At 60.3% G+C, this 14,943-nt stretch carries 12 protein-coding genes and 2 rRNA genes; 10 read left to right on the top strand and 4 right to left on the bottom strand.

Going from position 1 to position 14,943, the window contains the following annotated elements; all coding sequences use genetic code 11:
• Positions 1-37 precede the first annotated feature (37 nt).
• From ACZCWR_RS12700 to ACZCWR_RS12680, 5 genes are all read left to right on the top strand, one after another.
• A 23S ribosomal RNA gene (locus ACZCWR_RS12700) occupies positions 38-2,924 on the top strand.
• Between the two features lie 135 nt (positions 2,925-3,059).
• A 5S ribosomal RNA gene (gene rrf, locus ACZCWR_RS12695) occupies positions 3,060-3,173 on the top strand.
• A 231-nt stretch (positions 3,174-3,404) separates the two neighbouring features.
• Positions 3,405-4,274 carry a translesion DNA synthesis-associated protein ImuA gene (gene imuA, locus ACZCWR_RS12690; protein WP_487301101.1) on the top strand — a complete coding sequence of 290 codons (870 nt, stop codon included), beginning with the start codon at positions 3,405-3,407 and terminating at the stop codon, positions 4,272-4,274.
• The gene (locus tag ACZCWR_RS12685; protein WP_487303321.1) at positions 4,213-5,787 is read left to right on the top strand and encodes a Y-family DNA polymerase; all 1,575 of its coding nucleotides are present in this window, start codon (positions 4,213-4,215) and stop codon (positions 5,785-5,787) included. Before imuA ends, ACZCWR_RS12685 begins: the two co-directional genes overlap by 62 nt.
• A 7-nt stretch (positions 5,788-5,794) precedes the next feature.
• Positions 5,795-9,256 (top strand): error-prone DNA polymerase, encoded by a 3,462-nt coding sequence (locus ACZCWR_RS12680; RefSeq protein WP_487301100.1) that lies wholly within the window; start codon positions 5,795-5,797, stop codon positions 9,254-9,256.
• On the opposite strand, the gene ACZCWR_RS12675 is transcribed toward ACZCWR_RS12680, so the two are convergent.
• Positions 9,250-10,182, bottom strand: coding sequence for a dTDP-4-dehydrorhamnose reductase family protein (locus tag ACZCWR_RS12675; RefSeq protein WP_487301099.1), 933 nt, complete (start codon positions 10,180-10,182; stop codon positions 9,250-9,252). The genes ACZCWR_RS12680 and ACZCWR_RS12675 overlap by 7 nt on opposite strands.
• A complete protein-coding gene (locus ACZCWR_RS12670; RefSeq protein ID WP_487301098.1) occupies positions 10,179-10,385 on the bottom strand; it encodes a heavy-metal-associated domain-containing protein in 207 nt (68 codons plus the stop codon). Before ACZCWR_RS12670 ends, ACZCWR_RS12675 begins: the two co-directional genes overlap by 4 nt.
• A 102-nt stretch (positions 10,386-10,487) precedes the next feature.
• Between ACZCWR_RS12670 and cueR the strand changes: the two genes are divergently transcribed.
• Positions 10,488-10,874 (top strand): Cu(I)-responsive transcriptional regulator, encoded by a 387-nt coding sequence (gene cueR, locus ACZCWR_RS12665; protein WP_487301097.1) that lies wholly within the window; start codon positions 10,488-10,490, stop codon positions 10,872-10,874.
• A 232-nt stretch (positions 10,875-11,106) separates the two neighbouring features.
• Complete coding sequence (locus ACZCWR_RS12660; protein WP_487301096.1) at positions 11,107-11,253, top strand: DUF3563 family protein; 147 nt, start codon at positions 11,107-11,109, stop codon at positions 11,251-11,253.
• 86 nt (positions 11,254-11,339) lie between these two features.
• On the opposite strand, the gene copM is transcribed toward ACZCWR_RS12660, so the two are convergent.
• Positions 11,340-11,738, bottom strand: coding sequence for a CopM family metallochaperone (gene copM, locus ACZCWR_RS12655; RefSeq protein WP_487301095.1), 399 nt, complete (start codon positions 11,736-11,738; stop codon positions 11,340-11,342).
• A gap of 101 nt (positions 11,739-11,839) precedes the next feature.
• On the opposite strand from copM, the gene ACZCWR_RS12650 reads away from it, so the two are divergent.
• Positions 11,840-12,172 carry a hypothetical protein gene (locus tag ACZCWR_RS12650; protein WP_487301094.1) on the top strand — a complete coding sequence of 111 codons (333 nt, stop codon included), beginning with the start codon at positions 11,840-11,842 and terminating at the stop codon, positions 12,170-12,172.
• A 4-nt stretch (positions 12,173-12,176) separates the two neighbouring features.
• On the opposite strand, the gene ACZCWR_RS12645 is transcribed toward ACZCWR_RS12650, so the two are convergent.
• The gene (locus ACZCWR_RS12645) at positions 12,177-13,022 is read right to left on the bottom strand and encodes a 23S rRNA (adenine(2030)-N(6))-methyltransferase RlmJ (protein WP_487301093.1); all 846 of its coding nucleotides are present in this window, start codon (positions 13,020-13,022) and stop codon (positions 12,177-12,179) included.
• A 117-nt stretch (positions 13,023-13,139) separates the two neighbouring features.
• Between ACZCWR_RS12645 and ACZCWR_RS12640 the strand changes: the two genes are divergently transcribed.
• Both ACZCWR_RS12640 and ACZCWR_RS12635 read left to right on the top strand, forming a co-directional pair.
• On the top strand, positions 13,140-14,342 hold the full coding sequence (locus ACZCWR_RS12640; RefSeq protein WP_487301092.1) for a DUF3734 domain-containing protein: 1,203 nt from the start codon (positions 13,140-13,142) through the stop codon (positions 14,340-14,342).
• A 107-nt stretch (positions 14,343-14,449) separates the two neighbouring features.
• Positions 14,450-14,932: a low molecular weight protein-tyrosine-phosphatase gene (locus ACZCWR_RS12635; RefSeq protein WP_487301091.1), complete on the top strand. Its 483-nt coding sequence runs from the start codon at positions 14,450-14,452 to the stop codon at positions 14,930-14,932.
• Positions 14,933-14,943 lie beyond the last annotated feature (11 nt).

Raw genomic sequence — 14,943 nt, 5'->3', positions numbered from 1 at the left:
GGGACGTGACAAGCGCAAGCAGACACACTCGTTATAGGGTCAAGCGAACAAGTGCATGTGGTGGATGCCTTGGCGATCACAGGCGATGAAGGACGCGGTAGCCTGCGAAAAGCGGAGGGGAGCTGGCAAACGAGCTTTGATCCTCCGATATCCGAATGGGGAAACCCGGCCCGTATGGGTCATCCTAAGCTGAATACATAGGCTTAGCGAAGCGAACGCGGTGAACTGAAACATCTAAGTAACCGCAGGAAAAGAAATCAACCGAGATTCCCAGAGTAGTGGCGAGCGAAATGGGATCAGCCTGTACCTTTTATCTGTATTGTTAGTCGAAGGCGCTGGAAAGCGCGGCCATAGCAGGTGATAGCCCTGTAGACGAAAACAGTATGGAAGAACTAGGGGTACGACAAGTAGGGCGGGACACGTGAAATCCTGTCTGAAGATGGGGGGACCATCCTCCAAGGCTAAATACTCGTGATCGACCGATAGTGAACCAGTACCGTGAGGGAAAGGCGAAAAGAACCCCGGGAGGGGAGTGAAATAGATCCTGAAACCGCATGCATACAAACAGTCGGAGCCTGGAAACGGGTGACGGCGTACCTTTTGTATAATGGGTCAGCGACTTACGTTCAGTAGCGAGCTTAACTGATTAAGGCAGGCGTAGCGAAAGCGAGTCCGAACAGGGCGATCAGTTGCTGGGCGTAGACCCGAAACCAAGTGATCTATCCATGGCCAGGTTGAAGGTGCGGTAACACGTACTGGAGGACCGAACCCACTAACGTTGAAAAGTTAGGGGATGAGCTGTGGATAGGGGTGAAAGGCTAAACAAACTTGGAAATAGCTGGTTCTCTCCGAAAACTATTTAGGTAGTGCCTCGTGTATCACCTTCGGGGGTAGAGCACTGTCATGGTTGTGGGGTCCATTGCGGATTACTACGCCATAGCAAACTCCGAATACCGAAGAGTGCAATCACGGGAGACAGACATCGGGTGCTAACGTCCGGTGTCAAGAGGGAAACAACCCAGACCGCCAGCTAAGGTCCCCAAGATTGGCTAAGTGGGAAACGAAGTGGGAAGGCTAAAACAGTCAGGAGGTTGGCTTAGAAGCAGCCACCCTTTAAAGAAAGCGTAATAGCTCACTGATCGAGTCGTCCTGCGCGGAAGATGTAACGGGGCTCAAGCCAGTCACCGAAGCTGCGGATACACGTTGAAAGACACGTGTGTGGTAGGAGAGCGTTCCGTAAGCCTGCGAAGGTGCGTTGAAAAGCGTGCTGGAGGTATCGGAAGTGCGAATGCTGACATGAGTAGCGATAAAGGGGGTGAAAAGCCCCCTCGCCGTAAGCCCAAGGTTTCCTACGCAACGTTCATCGGCGTAGGGTGAGTCGGCCCCTAAGGCGAGGCAGAAATGCGTAGCTGATGGGAAGCAGGTCAATATTCCTGCACCATTGTTAGATGCGATGGGGGGACGGATCGCGGAAGGTTGTCCGGGTGTTGGACGTCCCGGTCGCTGCGTTGGAGAAGGCACTCAGGCAAATCCGGGTGCGTAATTCAAGGGCGTGGCGCGAGCTTCTTCGGAAGCGAAGCAATTGGAAGTGGTTCCAAGAAAAGCCTCTAAGCTTCAGTCTAACGATGACCGTACCGCAAACCGACACAGGTGGGCGAGATGAGTATTCTAAGGCGCTTGAGAGAACTCGGGAGAAGGAACTCGGCAAATTGGTACCGTAACTTCGGGATAAGGTACGCCTCTGTAGCTTGACTGGCCTGCGCCAGGAGGGTGAAGAGGTTGCAATAAACTGGTGGCTGCGACTGTTTAATAAAAACACAGCACTCTGCAAACACGAAAGTGGACGTATAGGGTGTGACGCCTGCCCGGTGCCGGAAGATTAAATGATGGGGTGCAAGCTCTTGATTGAAGTCCCGGTAAACGGCGGCCGTAACTATAACGGTCCTAAGGTAGCGAAATTCCTTGTCGGGTAAGTTCCGACCTGCACGAATGGCGTAACGATGGCCACACTGTCTCCTCCCGAGACTCAGCGAAGTTGAAGTGTTTGTGATGATGCAATCTCCCCGCGGCTAGACGGAAAGACCCCATGAACCTTTACTGTAGCTTTGCATTGGACTTTGAACCGATCTGTGTAGGATAGGTGGGAGGCTATGAAGCGTGAACGCTAGTTTGCGTGGAGCCGTCCTTGAAATACCACCCTGGTTTGTTTGAGGTTCTAACCTTGGTCCGTGATCCGGATCGGGGACCGTGCATGGTAGGCAGTTTGACTGGGGCGGTCTCCTCCCAAAGTGTAACGGAGGAGTACGAAGGTACGCTAGGTACGGTCGGAAATCGTGCTGATAGTGCAATGGCATAAGCGTGCTTAACTGCGAGACCGACAAGTCGAGCAGGTGCGAAAGCAGGTCATAGTGATCCGGTGGTTCTGTATGGAAGGGCCATCGCTCAACGGATAAAAGGTACTCTGGGGATAACAGGCTGATACCGCCCAAGAGTTCATATCGACGGCGGTGTTTGGCACCTCGATGTCGGCTCATCTCATCCTGGGGCTGTAGCCGGTCCCAAGGGTATGGCTGTTCGCCATTTAAAGAGGTACGTGAGCTGGGTTTAAAACGTCGTGAGACAGTTTGGTCCCTATCTGCCGTGGGCGTTGGATATTTGAAGGGGGCTGCTCCTAGTACGAGAGGACCGGAGTGGACGAACCTCTGGTGTACCGGTTGTCACGCCAGTGGCATCGCCGGGTAGCTATGTTCGGAAGAGATAACCGCTGAAAGCATCTAAGCGGGAAACTCGCCTTAAGATGAGATATCCCCGGGGCTTCGAGCCCCTTGAAGGGTCGTTCCAGACCAGGACGTTGATAGGTCAGGTGTGTAAGTGCAGTAATGCATTGAGCTAACTGATACTAATTGCCCGTAAGGCTTGATCCTATAACCAGTGTGTTTGCGTCTCCTCAGGAGCCAACACTGGCGAGTACAGCGTGTGTGATCAATCACCACCCGAATTCAATACTGCTTCTTCCCAGATTGGTTGTGTGCCCCCAAGGCCCGCAACAACAAGTCATGCCTGATGACCACAGCGAGTTGGTACCACCCCTTCCCATCCCGAACAGGACCGTGAAACGACTCCACGCCGATGATAGTGCGGATCTCCCGTGTGAAAGTAGGTAATCGTCAGGCTCCTCTTGCCGAAAACAAAAACCCCACCCCGAAAAGGTGGGGTTTTTGCATTGGGCAGCGAAAAGTAACCAATCAACCATTCTTCCAGGCCCTACCTCGCTAGGCGCCTAAAGCAATTCCTTTCCTCCTACGTTTACCGCAACCACGTCAAATACTGTATAAATATACAGTACAAGTCGAGGCCATCGAGCTGATCTCGAACCGGCCCTTGCTGCATCGGACGGGGAACGCATGGGCGCAGCGCTTTCATTAGTCGATATCGGGTTGGCATCGCGCCTGCAGCAGCAGTTATGGCAAGGCGAAGGCGTCAACGTTCAGGACTCGGACATCGTCTCGAGTGGGCATCGCATGCTCGATCGGGCTTTGCCAAATGCGGGATGGACGCCCGGCGCCGTCACCGAATTGTTGATCGAAGAGAGCGGTGTCGGCGAAATCAGGCTGCTCGCGCGTTCGCTTCGGGAACTGACAGTGAACAAAAGCCGGTTTGTCGTCTTCGTTGCGCCGCCCTGGCAACCCAATTTCGCGTGGTTCCGGAGGATGAAGATCGCGACGAGCAAGCTCGTGTGGGTCAAAGCGGCCGAGGATCAAGTGTTGTGGGCCGCAGAGCAATCGCTGAAGCAGGAAGGCATCGGCGCGGTGTTGATCTGGCTACCAGAGGCGCATCCTCAGGCCCTGCGCAGACTTCAGGTAGCGGTGCAGGAATCGCAGTCGCTGGCGTTCGTGTTTCGGCCGCTCAAGGCGGCGAAGCAATCATCCGCCGCGCCGCTGCGCATGGTGTGCAAGCCGATTCTCCCCGCCCACGCGCAGACGATGAACCGTCGCGAATGGATGCAGACCGTCATGCTCGAAATCGACATCATCAAGCGGCGCGGTCCTTTGTTGGTGAAGCCGTTGCAATTGCGCCTGCCTTTGCAGATGCCCGCGCTGCCCGAACCCATCCGCCGTGCGCAGCAGGCCAGGAAAGCACGAGAGGTCAACCATGTTGTGGATAGCGGTGACATTGCCGCTTTTGTCGCTCGAAGCAGTCAGGCCGCCATCGATGCCGCCCGTATCGGGAAGTTCGATTTCGCCTGGAGCGACGTCGATATCGACGTCGAATGATGACATCGAGCAGCCTTGTTTCGCGCTCGCCGATCACGCTCGCATTCTGCTGCCGGATCTCATCGCGTTCAGGCTTGGTGTGCGGCCGGGCTGCACACGCTCGCACGCGTTCGCGCTGGCGCCGCGGCTGAGCTTGCTCGCCGTCGATATCGACGAGGAGCAGCACGCGCTCGAATCGGTGGCGCTGGCGTTGCTCGCCTTCACGCCGAAGGTCGTGCTCGCGCACGCCAACACGGTGTTGCTCGAAGTCGGCGCGAGCATGCGGCTCTTCGGCGGATTGCGGACCTTGCTGTCGAAAGTGATGGCGACGGTGAAAGGCTGCGGCTTCACCTCCCGCGCGGGCTGCGCGCCGACCGCGTGGGGCGCGTGGCTGCTCGCGCATGCGCGCACGCGCCGCGTGACGCGTCGGGTGCGTATCGTGAAGCCGGAAACGCTCGTGCGCGTGCTCGATGCCCTGCCGGTTTCGCTGGTGCCATCGGCGGAATCGCACGGCAACGCGTTCGAGCAGATCGGCTGCACGACGCTCGCAGACTTGCGCCATCTGCCGCGCAAGGGCGTGGCACGCCGCTTCGGACCGGGCATTTTGCTGTGGCTTGCGCAAGCCTACGGTCAGGCCGCCGATCCGCGCGAGGCGTTTTGCGCGCCGGCATCGTTCGAGGCGCGGCTCGAATTGCAGGCGCGCGTGGACAGCGCCGAAGCGTTGTTGTTCGCGGCGCGTCGTCTGGTGCTGCAACTCGCAGGCTGGTTGAGCGCGCACCACGCAGCGGTCAGTGAGTTTTCGCTGCTGCTCGAACACGAACTGGCCGCACGTCACGCGCCGAAAACATCGACATTGAGAGTCGCGTGGGCCGTGCCGACGCGCGATGCCGATCACGTCCTCTGGCTCTTGCGCGAAAAGCTGAACCAGACCGCGCTCGCCGCGCCCGTGATCGAAATGAGGTTATTTGCCGACAAGATCAGCGAACATGCGCCTCCTGCCGACACGTTGTTTCCCATGCCGGGTTCGGGCGATGACTCCATGGCGCAACTGCTCGAACGCCTGAGCGCGCGGCTCGGTGCGGAGAACGTCGTGCAACTGACCGCGCATGAAGATCACCGCCCGGAAGCCGCAATGACGGTCGAGCCGTATCAGGCAAAAAGCGAAGCCAAATCGAAGCGCAAGAAAAAGACTACACAAGAGAAAACCGAAGTCGAAACAGAAAGCGAGGAAGCCGAAGAGCAACCCGTAGAAATCGACGAATCGCTGGCACTCCCAGACCGCGCCGTTCCGTCCCAACCCCGCCCGTCGTGGATACTCGAAACGCCGCAAAAGCTGATGTTGCGCAACGAGCGGCCGTTCTATCGCCGTCCGCTGAAGCTGATCAGCCGGACCGAGCGCATCGAGTCGGGCTGGTGGGACGGCAACGGCGTCCAGCGCGATTACTACGTCGCCGCCGACGAGCGCGGCCGCATGTTCTGGGTGTATCGCGAACGTCTGACCGGCGCCTGGTTCCTGCACGGATTTTTCGGATGAGCGCGCGATGGAAGACCTGAGCGACATCATCGGCTTCGAGAATCTCGGCACTCTCGGCAATCCGGACGCGTCGGTGTTTTCATCGTCCCTGTTGCCGGGTTATGCCGAACTGCATTGCCTGAGCAATTTTTCGTTTTTGCGTGGCGCGTCGCATCCGCAGGAACTGGCCGCGACGGCGCTCGAACACGGCTATACCGCGCTCGCGATCACCGACGAATGCTCGCTCGCGGGCGTCGTGCGCGCACACGGCGCGATCAAGGATATCGAGGCGCAAGTGAAAGCCGCCGCCGATGCAGCGCGCAAGGCCGGTTTGCCGCTGCCGCAAAAGCAGCCGTTGAAGCTGATTATCGGCAGTGAACTGCATCTGACCGATGCCGATGGCGCGCCGTTCTGCACGCTGATTGCGCTCGCGACCAACCGCGAAGGCTACGGCAATTTGTCGGAACTGATTTCACTCGGACGCTCGCGTTCGCCGAAAGGCACCTACCACCTCACGCCCGATGACTTCACCAATCCCGCTGCGTCTTCCGATACGAGCGATCTTCGCGGCGACATCGCGCATCTGAAACACTTGCCCGATTGCCTGCTGATTCTCGTGCCGCAGCGCGCCGCGACGCTCGCCGACACGCTCGACCGCGCGCATTGGCTGGCAAGTTTCGCGGCGGGCCGCGCGTGGCTCGCGCTGGAGTTGTGGCAAGACGGCAGCGACGACGAACGTCTCGCGTCCTGCCGCGTGATCTCGCAGGCGAGCGGTCTGCCGCTCATCGCGGCGAGCGGTGCGCTCATGCACGCGCGCTCGCGCAAGCCCTTGCAGGACACGCTCACGGCGGTTCGTCTCAATCGCTCGCTCGCCGAATGCGGCTACGCGCTCGAAGCGAACGCGGAACGGCATTTGCGCACGCGCTTGCGGATCGGCGCGCTCTATCCGAAAGAGGCGATCGCCGAGACGCTGAAAGTGGCCTCGCGCTGCACGTTTTCGCTCGACGAACTGCAATACGAATATCCCGAGGAACTCGTGCCGCCGGGCGAGACGCCGGCGAGTTATCTGCGCAAACGCGTGATGTTCGGTGCGCGCATCCGCTATCCCAATGGTCTCGATGCCGACACGATCGGTCTGATCGAGAAAGAACTGGCGCTCGTCGCCAAGCTCGAATACGAGAAATACTTCCTGACGGTCTACGACATCGTTTCGTTCGCGCGCAGCCAGAAGATTCTGTGTCAGGGACGCGGTTCGGCGGCGAATTCGGTCATTTGTTATTGCCTGTTCATCACCGAACTCGATCCGATCAAGATGAACCTGCTGATCGAGCGCTTCATTTCGAAGGCGCGCAACGAGCCGCCGGACATCGACGTGGATTTCGAGCATCAGCGGCGCGAGGAAGTCATCCAGTACATCTACGGGAAGTACGGGCGGCATCGCGCGTCGCTGGCGGCGTCGGTCACGACGTATCACACGCGCAGCGCGCTCAAGGATGTCGGGCGCGCGCTCGGGCTGGATGCATCGCTGATCGAGCGCATTGGGAAAGCGCAGCAATGGTGGGATGGGCCGTCGGCGGTCGCGGGCTATCTGAAGGAAGCGGGCTTCAAGGAGGACTCGCACGTCACGAAGCATCTGATTCGCCTGACGCGCGAACTGCGCGGATTTCCGCGTCATCTGTCGCAGCACGTCGGTGGTTTTGTGATCGCGCGCGAACGTCTGTCGCGCCTCGTGCCAATCGAAAACGCCGCGATGAAAGACCGCTGCGTGATCCAGTGGGACAAGGACGACATCGATCAACTCAAGCTGTTGAAGATCGACGTGCTCGCGCTCGGCATGCTCTCGGCGATCCGTCGCGCGCTCGAATTCATCGCGCTGCGGCGGGGCATTCCGGATTTCGGCCTGAGCCACGTTCGTCGCGAGGATAAAGCCGTCTACGAGATGTGCTGCCGCGCGGACACCATCGGCGTGTTTCAGATCGAGTCGCGCGCGCAGCAGAGCATGCTGCCGCGCCTGCGTCCGGAGACGTATTACGACCTCGTGATCGAAGTGGCGATCGTGCGGCCCGGTCCGATCCAGGGCGGCATGGTGCATCCGTATTTGCGGCGCAAGCAAGGTTTGGAACCTGAGGATTATCCGAAGGAAGAACTGCGCCCCGTGCTCGGCCGCACGCTCGGCGTGCCGATCTTTCAGGAACAGGTGATGAAGCTCGCGATGGTCGCCGCGGGCTACACGGCGGAACAGGCCGATCAGTTGCGCCGCGCGATGGCGGCATGGCGACGCGGCGGGCATCTGGAAAAGTATCAGGCCGATCTCATGACGAAGATGCTCGCGCGCGGCTACGAGCAAGAGTTCGCGGCGCGCGTGTGCAAGCAGATCGAGGGCTTTGGCGAGTACGGTTTTCCGGAAAGCCATTCGGCGAGTTTCGCGCTGCTCGTCTACATCAGCGCGTGGATCAAGCGTTACGAACCGGCGGCGTTTCTGGCCGGTTTGCTGAACAGCCAGCCGTTGGGCTTTTATTCGCCGTCGCAACTCGTGCAGGATGCGAAGCGTCACGGCGTGCAAGTGTTCGCGCCGGACGTGTCTTTGAGCGACTGGGAATCCGTGCTCGAAAGGCCGCCGGGCGTGGGCGAGCGAGTCGTGTTCGATGGCGATCGCGAGCGGCTTCGTCAGCAGTTCTACGGCGTGCCGTTGCCGGAGCAAGTATTTCGCAAGACCACGCGGCGCGGTGCGCGCAGGCTTCGGAAGCGCGTCTATTTGGCAGCGGAGAAATACGGCGCGGGCGGGCCGGGCGTGCGCATCGGTCTGCAACTCATCAAGGGGTTTTCCGAAGCGGCGGCGCTACGAATCATGATCGCGCGCGCACAGGCGCCGTTTTCCGATGTCGATGACCTCACGCGCCGCGCCGACCTGTCGCGTCGCGAACTGGAAGCGCTCGCCGCCGGGAATGCGCTGGCGAGCATCGCGGGGCATCGGCGTCAGGCGTGGTGGGCGGTGACCGCGCAACAGCGCGCGCCCGAACTGCTGCGCGACGCGCCGATGACCGAACTACCGCTCGCGCTGCCGCACGCATCGGAAGGCCGCGAGATCGTTGATGATTACGCAAGCCTCGGGCTCACGCTCAATCGTCATCCTTTGGCGCTGCTGCGCGAACGGCTATCGCGGATGCGCTTCAAGACCGCAGCCGAACTCGGCGATACGCGCAACGGCCGCATCGTGCGCGCGTGCGGCATCGTGACGGTCCGGCAGCGGCCGGGCACCGCGAACGGCACGATCTTCATTTCGATCGAGGACGAAACCGGTGCGATCAACGTGATCGTCTGGCCGGCGCTCGTCGAGAAGCAACGCAAGGTGTTGTTGGGCGCGTCGCTGCTCGGTGTGCACGGCGTCTGGCAAAAGGACGGCGACGTGCGGCATCTGGTCGCCCAGCGTCTGGAAGATCACAGCGCGTTGCTGGGCCGCCTGTCCGCATCGAGCCGCGATTTTCACTGATCTTGCGGCAAGGCCGGATAGTGCTCGATGATCGATGCAATCGCGCGATCGAACGGCGTGCGCCTGCCGATGCCGAGCGCTTCCAGCCGTCCCGAATCGAGATGACAGTCGCGCGGGCGCGGCGTCGAATCCGTCGGCGTGCGCTGCGCGACGAGTTTCGCGTCCAGCTTCAACACCCGCGCCATGCGTTCGGCGATGTCGAACTTCGTCATCGGTTCGTCGCCGGACCAGTGCGCGATGCCGGAAATGGACTCGCCGCGCGCACGATGTTCCAGCATGCCGCGAATCACGACGGCGACATCGGGCGTGAAAGTCGGATAGCGCGTGGCCCACGCATCCATTTTCGCGGGCGCGCTCGCCGCGTTCGCGGATTCGACGATGGCCGGCGTCAGGCTCGTCACCGCCGATTCGCTCCATTCCACGCACGGTCCGTAAAGCAGCGGCAGACGCAACACGCAGGACGACGGATCGCGCGCGAGCAGGGCGCGTTCGCCGTCGAGTTTGCTGTGACCGTAGGCGTTGAGCGGCGCGGGCGTGCTGTCGGGGAAGTAGGGCGGCGACGTGCCGTCGAACACGTAGTCGGTCGATATGGACAACACCCACGCGCCGATTTCGCGCGCTTCACCGGCAATCGCCGACAGCGCATCGACGTTCAGCGCGCGTGCGAGGGCCGGGTCGTTCTCGCAGACATCGGGACGGCGCTCGGCTGCCGCGACGACGATCGCGTCCGGCGCTTTGGCGCGCAGGAAAGCGCGGATCGCGTCGTGATCGCGGATGTCGAGGCGCACGCTTTCCGCATCGGCGCGCCGGTGTGCAGTGCGCACGACACGCCAGTTCGGCACATTTGCGAGTTCACGCGCGACCGCCCGCCCCAGCAAGCCCGATGCGCCGATCAGCGCAACGGTGAACGGTTTCGCCGCGCTCATGCCGACGCGACGCCCAGCACGGTGTAACCGGCATCGTCGATGGCCGCCTTGAGTGCATCGTTCGATTGCGTCGATTCGACGCTGACCTTGCCGTTTTCCAGATCGACGCGCACTTGCGCTGTGCCATCGATTTCATGGATCGAGCGCGTCACCGCAGCGACGCAATGCTGGCAACTCATGCCTTCGACATCGAATTCGGTCATTTCGGGTGTCCTCGGTTGAAAAATGCATCGATGAACGTCATCGTATACGTTCCCATCATGGGAAGGTGTAGAGTCGGGGCGAGAAAATTTTGGGAGCGACGGATGAACATCGGCGAAGCGGCGCGCGCATCGGGCGTGACCGCGAAAATGATCAGGTATTACGAGAGCGTTGGATTGTTGAATCCCGTGGGGCGTACTTCGTCGGGATATCGCGTCTATGGCGCGCAGGAAGTTCACGCGTTGCGGTTCGTCCGGCAGGCGCGGCGGTTGGGTTTTCTCGTCGAAGACATTCGAAAGTTGCTGGCGTTGTGGCAGGACAGATCGCGCGCCAGTGCGGAAGTCAAGCTGATCGCGCTGGAACATGTCGCGGAATTAGACCGCAGAATTGCAGAACTGACCGACATGCGCGACACGCTCTCGCACTTGGCTCATCACTGTCACGGCGATGAACGGCCCGATTGCCCCATTTTGGATCGTCTCGCCGAGTGATGCACATAAGTAGTGCGTGAAACTTGACCGACTCGTCAGAAACGGCCAGAAATCAACAGAATAATCATCGACTTATAGCCCTTATAAAGCACGCACCTTTTCGAGAAAAAATGCACAGTCTTCACGCATTTTTCTAACACAATGTCAAAAAGTTAGGTATACTCCGGGTTATCCCTTACGCGGGTAATCCCGTACCCGACCAACGCCAGGGACTCATTCTCTGGAGCACATCATGTTTGCCATCGTCATCGAAAAATTGAGCCTGTGGTTCGAAGCTGCTGAACAACGCCGCCGCGAAGAGTACCTCGCGCAATCGTCGGATATCGTTCAGCTCGAAAAGCGCATCCGCTCGCTGGAACAGAACGGGTACAACGCCTGAAGCTGTTCGCCGACTGCGCCGAGGCGCATCGGACAAAAGAAAGCCCCGCATTGCGGGGCTTTGTCGTTTCTGGAGCAACGCCTTCCTTATTGATTGTGCGGATGCGCCGCTATCCATTGCTTCATGAACGCGATTTCCTTCTCCTGCGCCGCGATGATGTCCTTCGCCAGCTTGCGCAGCTTCGCGTCCTTGCCATACTTCAACTCGACTTTCGCCATCTCCACCGCGCCTTCATGATGCGGAATCATGTGCGCGACGAAATCTCGGTCGGCGTCGCCGGTGAACTGAACGCCTGACATGCCCGACATCATCGACTGATCCGCTGCCTTGAACACGGCGGTCGACCCGTCGCCCGTCTTGCTCGCTGAATGCTGCGTCATGTCCATGCCGGGCATCGCGTCGCCGCTTGAGGCCGCGGTTTGCGCGAAGGCGGTGACGCTTGAAACCGCCAAGAGCGCGGCGAGCAGGATTCGTGTCGGTTGCATCGAGACTCCTTTGAAAAGCGGGTTGTGTGACGAAACGCCTAGCCTAAAGCTTGACACCGGGGTAAGGTAAAGCCGTTTTCGTCTGAATATAAGAGCGAGCGATGCAAGGCCAAATCAAACTAAATGGCGTAATCCTGTTTGCATTACTGAGCGTCGTGCGGAGTGCATGTGCGACGCCGGGCGGTGAGCCGTTCGTACTCGATACAGAGACGGGCATTCACAGCGGCGTGCCGGGAACGGTGCTTCAAACCGCGCCGCTCGGTTCGTCCGGCATGGTGCAGATGCAGACCTTGCCCGAGTTGCAGCCACAGGGACAACAGCAGCCGATCGTGGTTTCGCCGTATGTCGAATATGGTGGCCAAACTACTTCGGCACCTTCGAGCGGAAATGGCTACGGCGGACGCAATCGCCCACGCGCGCCCTCCGGCCAATAAATTTTCAGTCCGCGCGATATTCCAGCTTGAACGACGCGTCCGCATCTTCACCGAGCGTTTCGGCAAGAAACGGCAGCGCGGTCTTCAATTCCTTCGCGAGCGTGTAGGGCGGATTCAGCACGAACATGCCGCTGCCAAATAAACCGAAGCCATCGGACGGCGGCGCCTTCACAGTCAGCGACGCGTGCAGCCAGCCGGTCGGGCGAATCGCTTTCAGTTGCTCCGCGAACCGTTGCGACTCCGGACGCGTGACGATCGGATACCAAACCGCATACGTGCCCGACGCAAAGCGCTTGAGCGATTCCTGCAAGCAAGTCAGCGTGCGCGCGTAATCGCGCTTGTCCTCATACGACGGATCGATCAGCACGATCGCGCGACGCGGCGGCGGTGGAAGAATCGCCTTGATGCCTTCGAAACCATCGCCGTCGTAGATCATCGCGCGGCGGCCAGCATCGCGGAAATTATGGCGCAGCACATCGATCTCTGTGCTGTGCAGTTCGTACAGACGCATGCGATCCTGCTCGCGCATCAGCCGCCACGCGACATACGGCGAGCCGGGATAAAACCGCAGCGTGCCGTCCGCGTTGAGCGCTTTCACTTCATCCACGTAATCCGCGACGAGCGGCGGCAAATCCTTCCGATCCCACAGCTTCGCGATGCCCGACTCGTACTCCGCGTTCTTCGCCGCGAACCCTTCGTTCAGCGCGTAGACGCCCGCGCCCGCGTGCGTGTCGATGTACCAATACGGTTTGTCCTTCTGACCGAGATACCGAAGCATCTGCAGAAGGATGGCGTGCTTGAGGACATCGGCGTGATTGCCCGCGTGGAAGGCGTGACGGTAACTGAGCATGGCGAGCGGTTGAGACAGGTTGAGTGTGTCATTCTAGCCGAGGCCTTCGCTGCGGCGCGTCACGTCCTTCATGCACAATAGCCGCTCCGGATGGCTGCAAACAAGGAGCGACGACGCATGGCGGAAAACGACGACAACCCGGCACTGCAAACATCGGCGGAGCGCGCGGCGCGGCGCATCGCGCTGCCGCCTTACGAAACCGTTGCGCTGATGCTTCAGGGCGGCGGGGCGCTCGGCGCGTATCAGGGCGGCGTCTATCAAGGGCTGCACGAGGCGGGCATTCATCCGAACTGGATCGCGGGGATTTCCATTGGCGCGCTGAACACGGCGATCATCGCGGGGAACGCGCCCGAGAATCGCGTGACGAAGCTCGCGGAGTTCTGGGACACCATTTGCCAGCCGGCCTTCGGTTTCCCGATTCCGCCGTTCATCGAGCGCGCGTTGTTCGATTCGGCCGATGAAATCCGCAAGGCGTTCACCGCGTGGCAGGCGTTCGATGCGGTCGTCGAAGGGCAGAAGGGCTTTTTCGTGCCGCGCTTTCCGCCGCCGTCGCTAATTACGTCGAGTTCGCCGCAGACGGCGAGTTACTACGACACCACGCCGCTCAAGGCCACGCTCGAACGTCTCTGCGATTTCGACCGCATCAATTCCGGCGAGACGCGCGTGTCGGTCGGCGCGGTCAATGTGGCGACGGGCAATTTCGCGTACTTCGACAACACGCAGATCACTTTGCGCGCGGAGCATTTCATCGCGTCGGGCGCGTTGCCGCCGGGGTTCGCGGCGGTCGAGATCGACGGCCAGTTCTACTGGGATGGCGGCCTCATGTCGAACACGCCGCTTTACGAGATCGCGCAAGCCACGCCGCGCCGCGACACGCTCGCGTTTCAGGTCGATTTGTGGAGCGCGCGCGGGCCGGTGCCGGACAGCATCGTCGATGTCATGGGCCGCGTGAAAGACGTGCAGTTTTCGAGCCGCACGCGTCTGGTCACCGATCAGATGCAGCGCGCGCAGCGATACCGCAACGTGCTCCGGCACGTGCTCGACCTACTGCCTGAAGATGTCTGCAAGAGCGATCAATGGTGCAAGCTCGCCGAAGAACTCGCGTGCTCGAAGCACTACAACATCGTTCACCTGATCTATCGGCACAAGGAATACGAAGGGCATTTCAAGGATTACCAGTTCGGTTTCTCGACCATGCGCGAGCATTGGGAAAGCGGGCTGTCGGACATTCGACGCACGCTCGCGCATCGCGACTGGCTGGACATGCCGACCAACGAATCGCGCTTCATCACACACGATATTCACCGCGACGAACGCTGACGCGCTTTCGGACTTATCCGGCAGATTTGCGCGGAAATTCGTGCCCCTTTGTATAATCCGGGACGCATTCGGGCAGCGTCGCCCGCGTCCGACCGGAAATGCTTTCGATGAAACCCATCGCCGTCTGCTTCGTCTGCCTTGGCAACATCTGCCGGTCGCCCAGCGCCGAAGCGGTCATGCGTGACCGCGTCGAGCAATCGAAGCTGGCGGATCGCATCGTGATCGATTCGGCGGGGACGGGCGTCTGGCATATCGGCGCGTCGCCGGACGAACGCGCGCAGCGCGCGGGCAAGAAGCGCGGCTACGACCTGTCCGCCATTCGCGGACGCCAGATCGAAGCGGACGATTTCTCGCGCTTCGACTTGCTCATCGTGATGGACGACGACAACGCCGCCGCGCTCGCCGCGCTCTGTCCGGCGGAGCATCGCGACAAGATTCGTCTGCTGATGGAATTCGCCACGCGCGACGACAGCCGCGTGGTCGCCGACCCTTTCTTCGGTGGCGACGAAGGCTTCGAAAAAGTGCTCGACCAGTGCGAAGACGCCTGCGACGGCCTGCTCAAGGCGCTCCGCACGCAGCTTGTAGTCTGACAAGCGCGAAA

Source organism: Caballeronia sp. A2-2, assembly GCF_057612605.2.
Note: the sequence above shows the minus strand (reverse complement) of the source record. Positions and strands in the feature narration are given on the sequence as shown.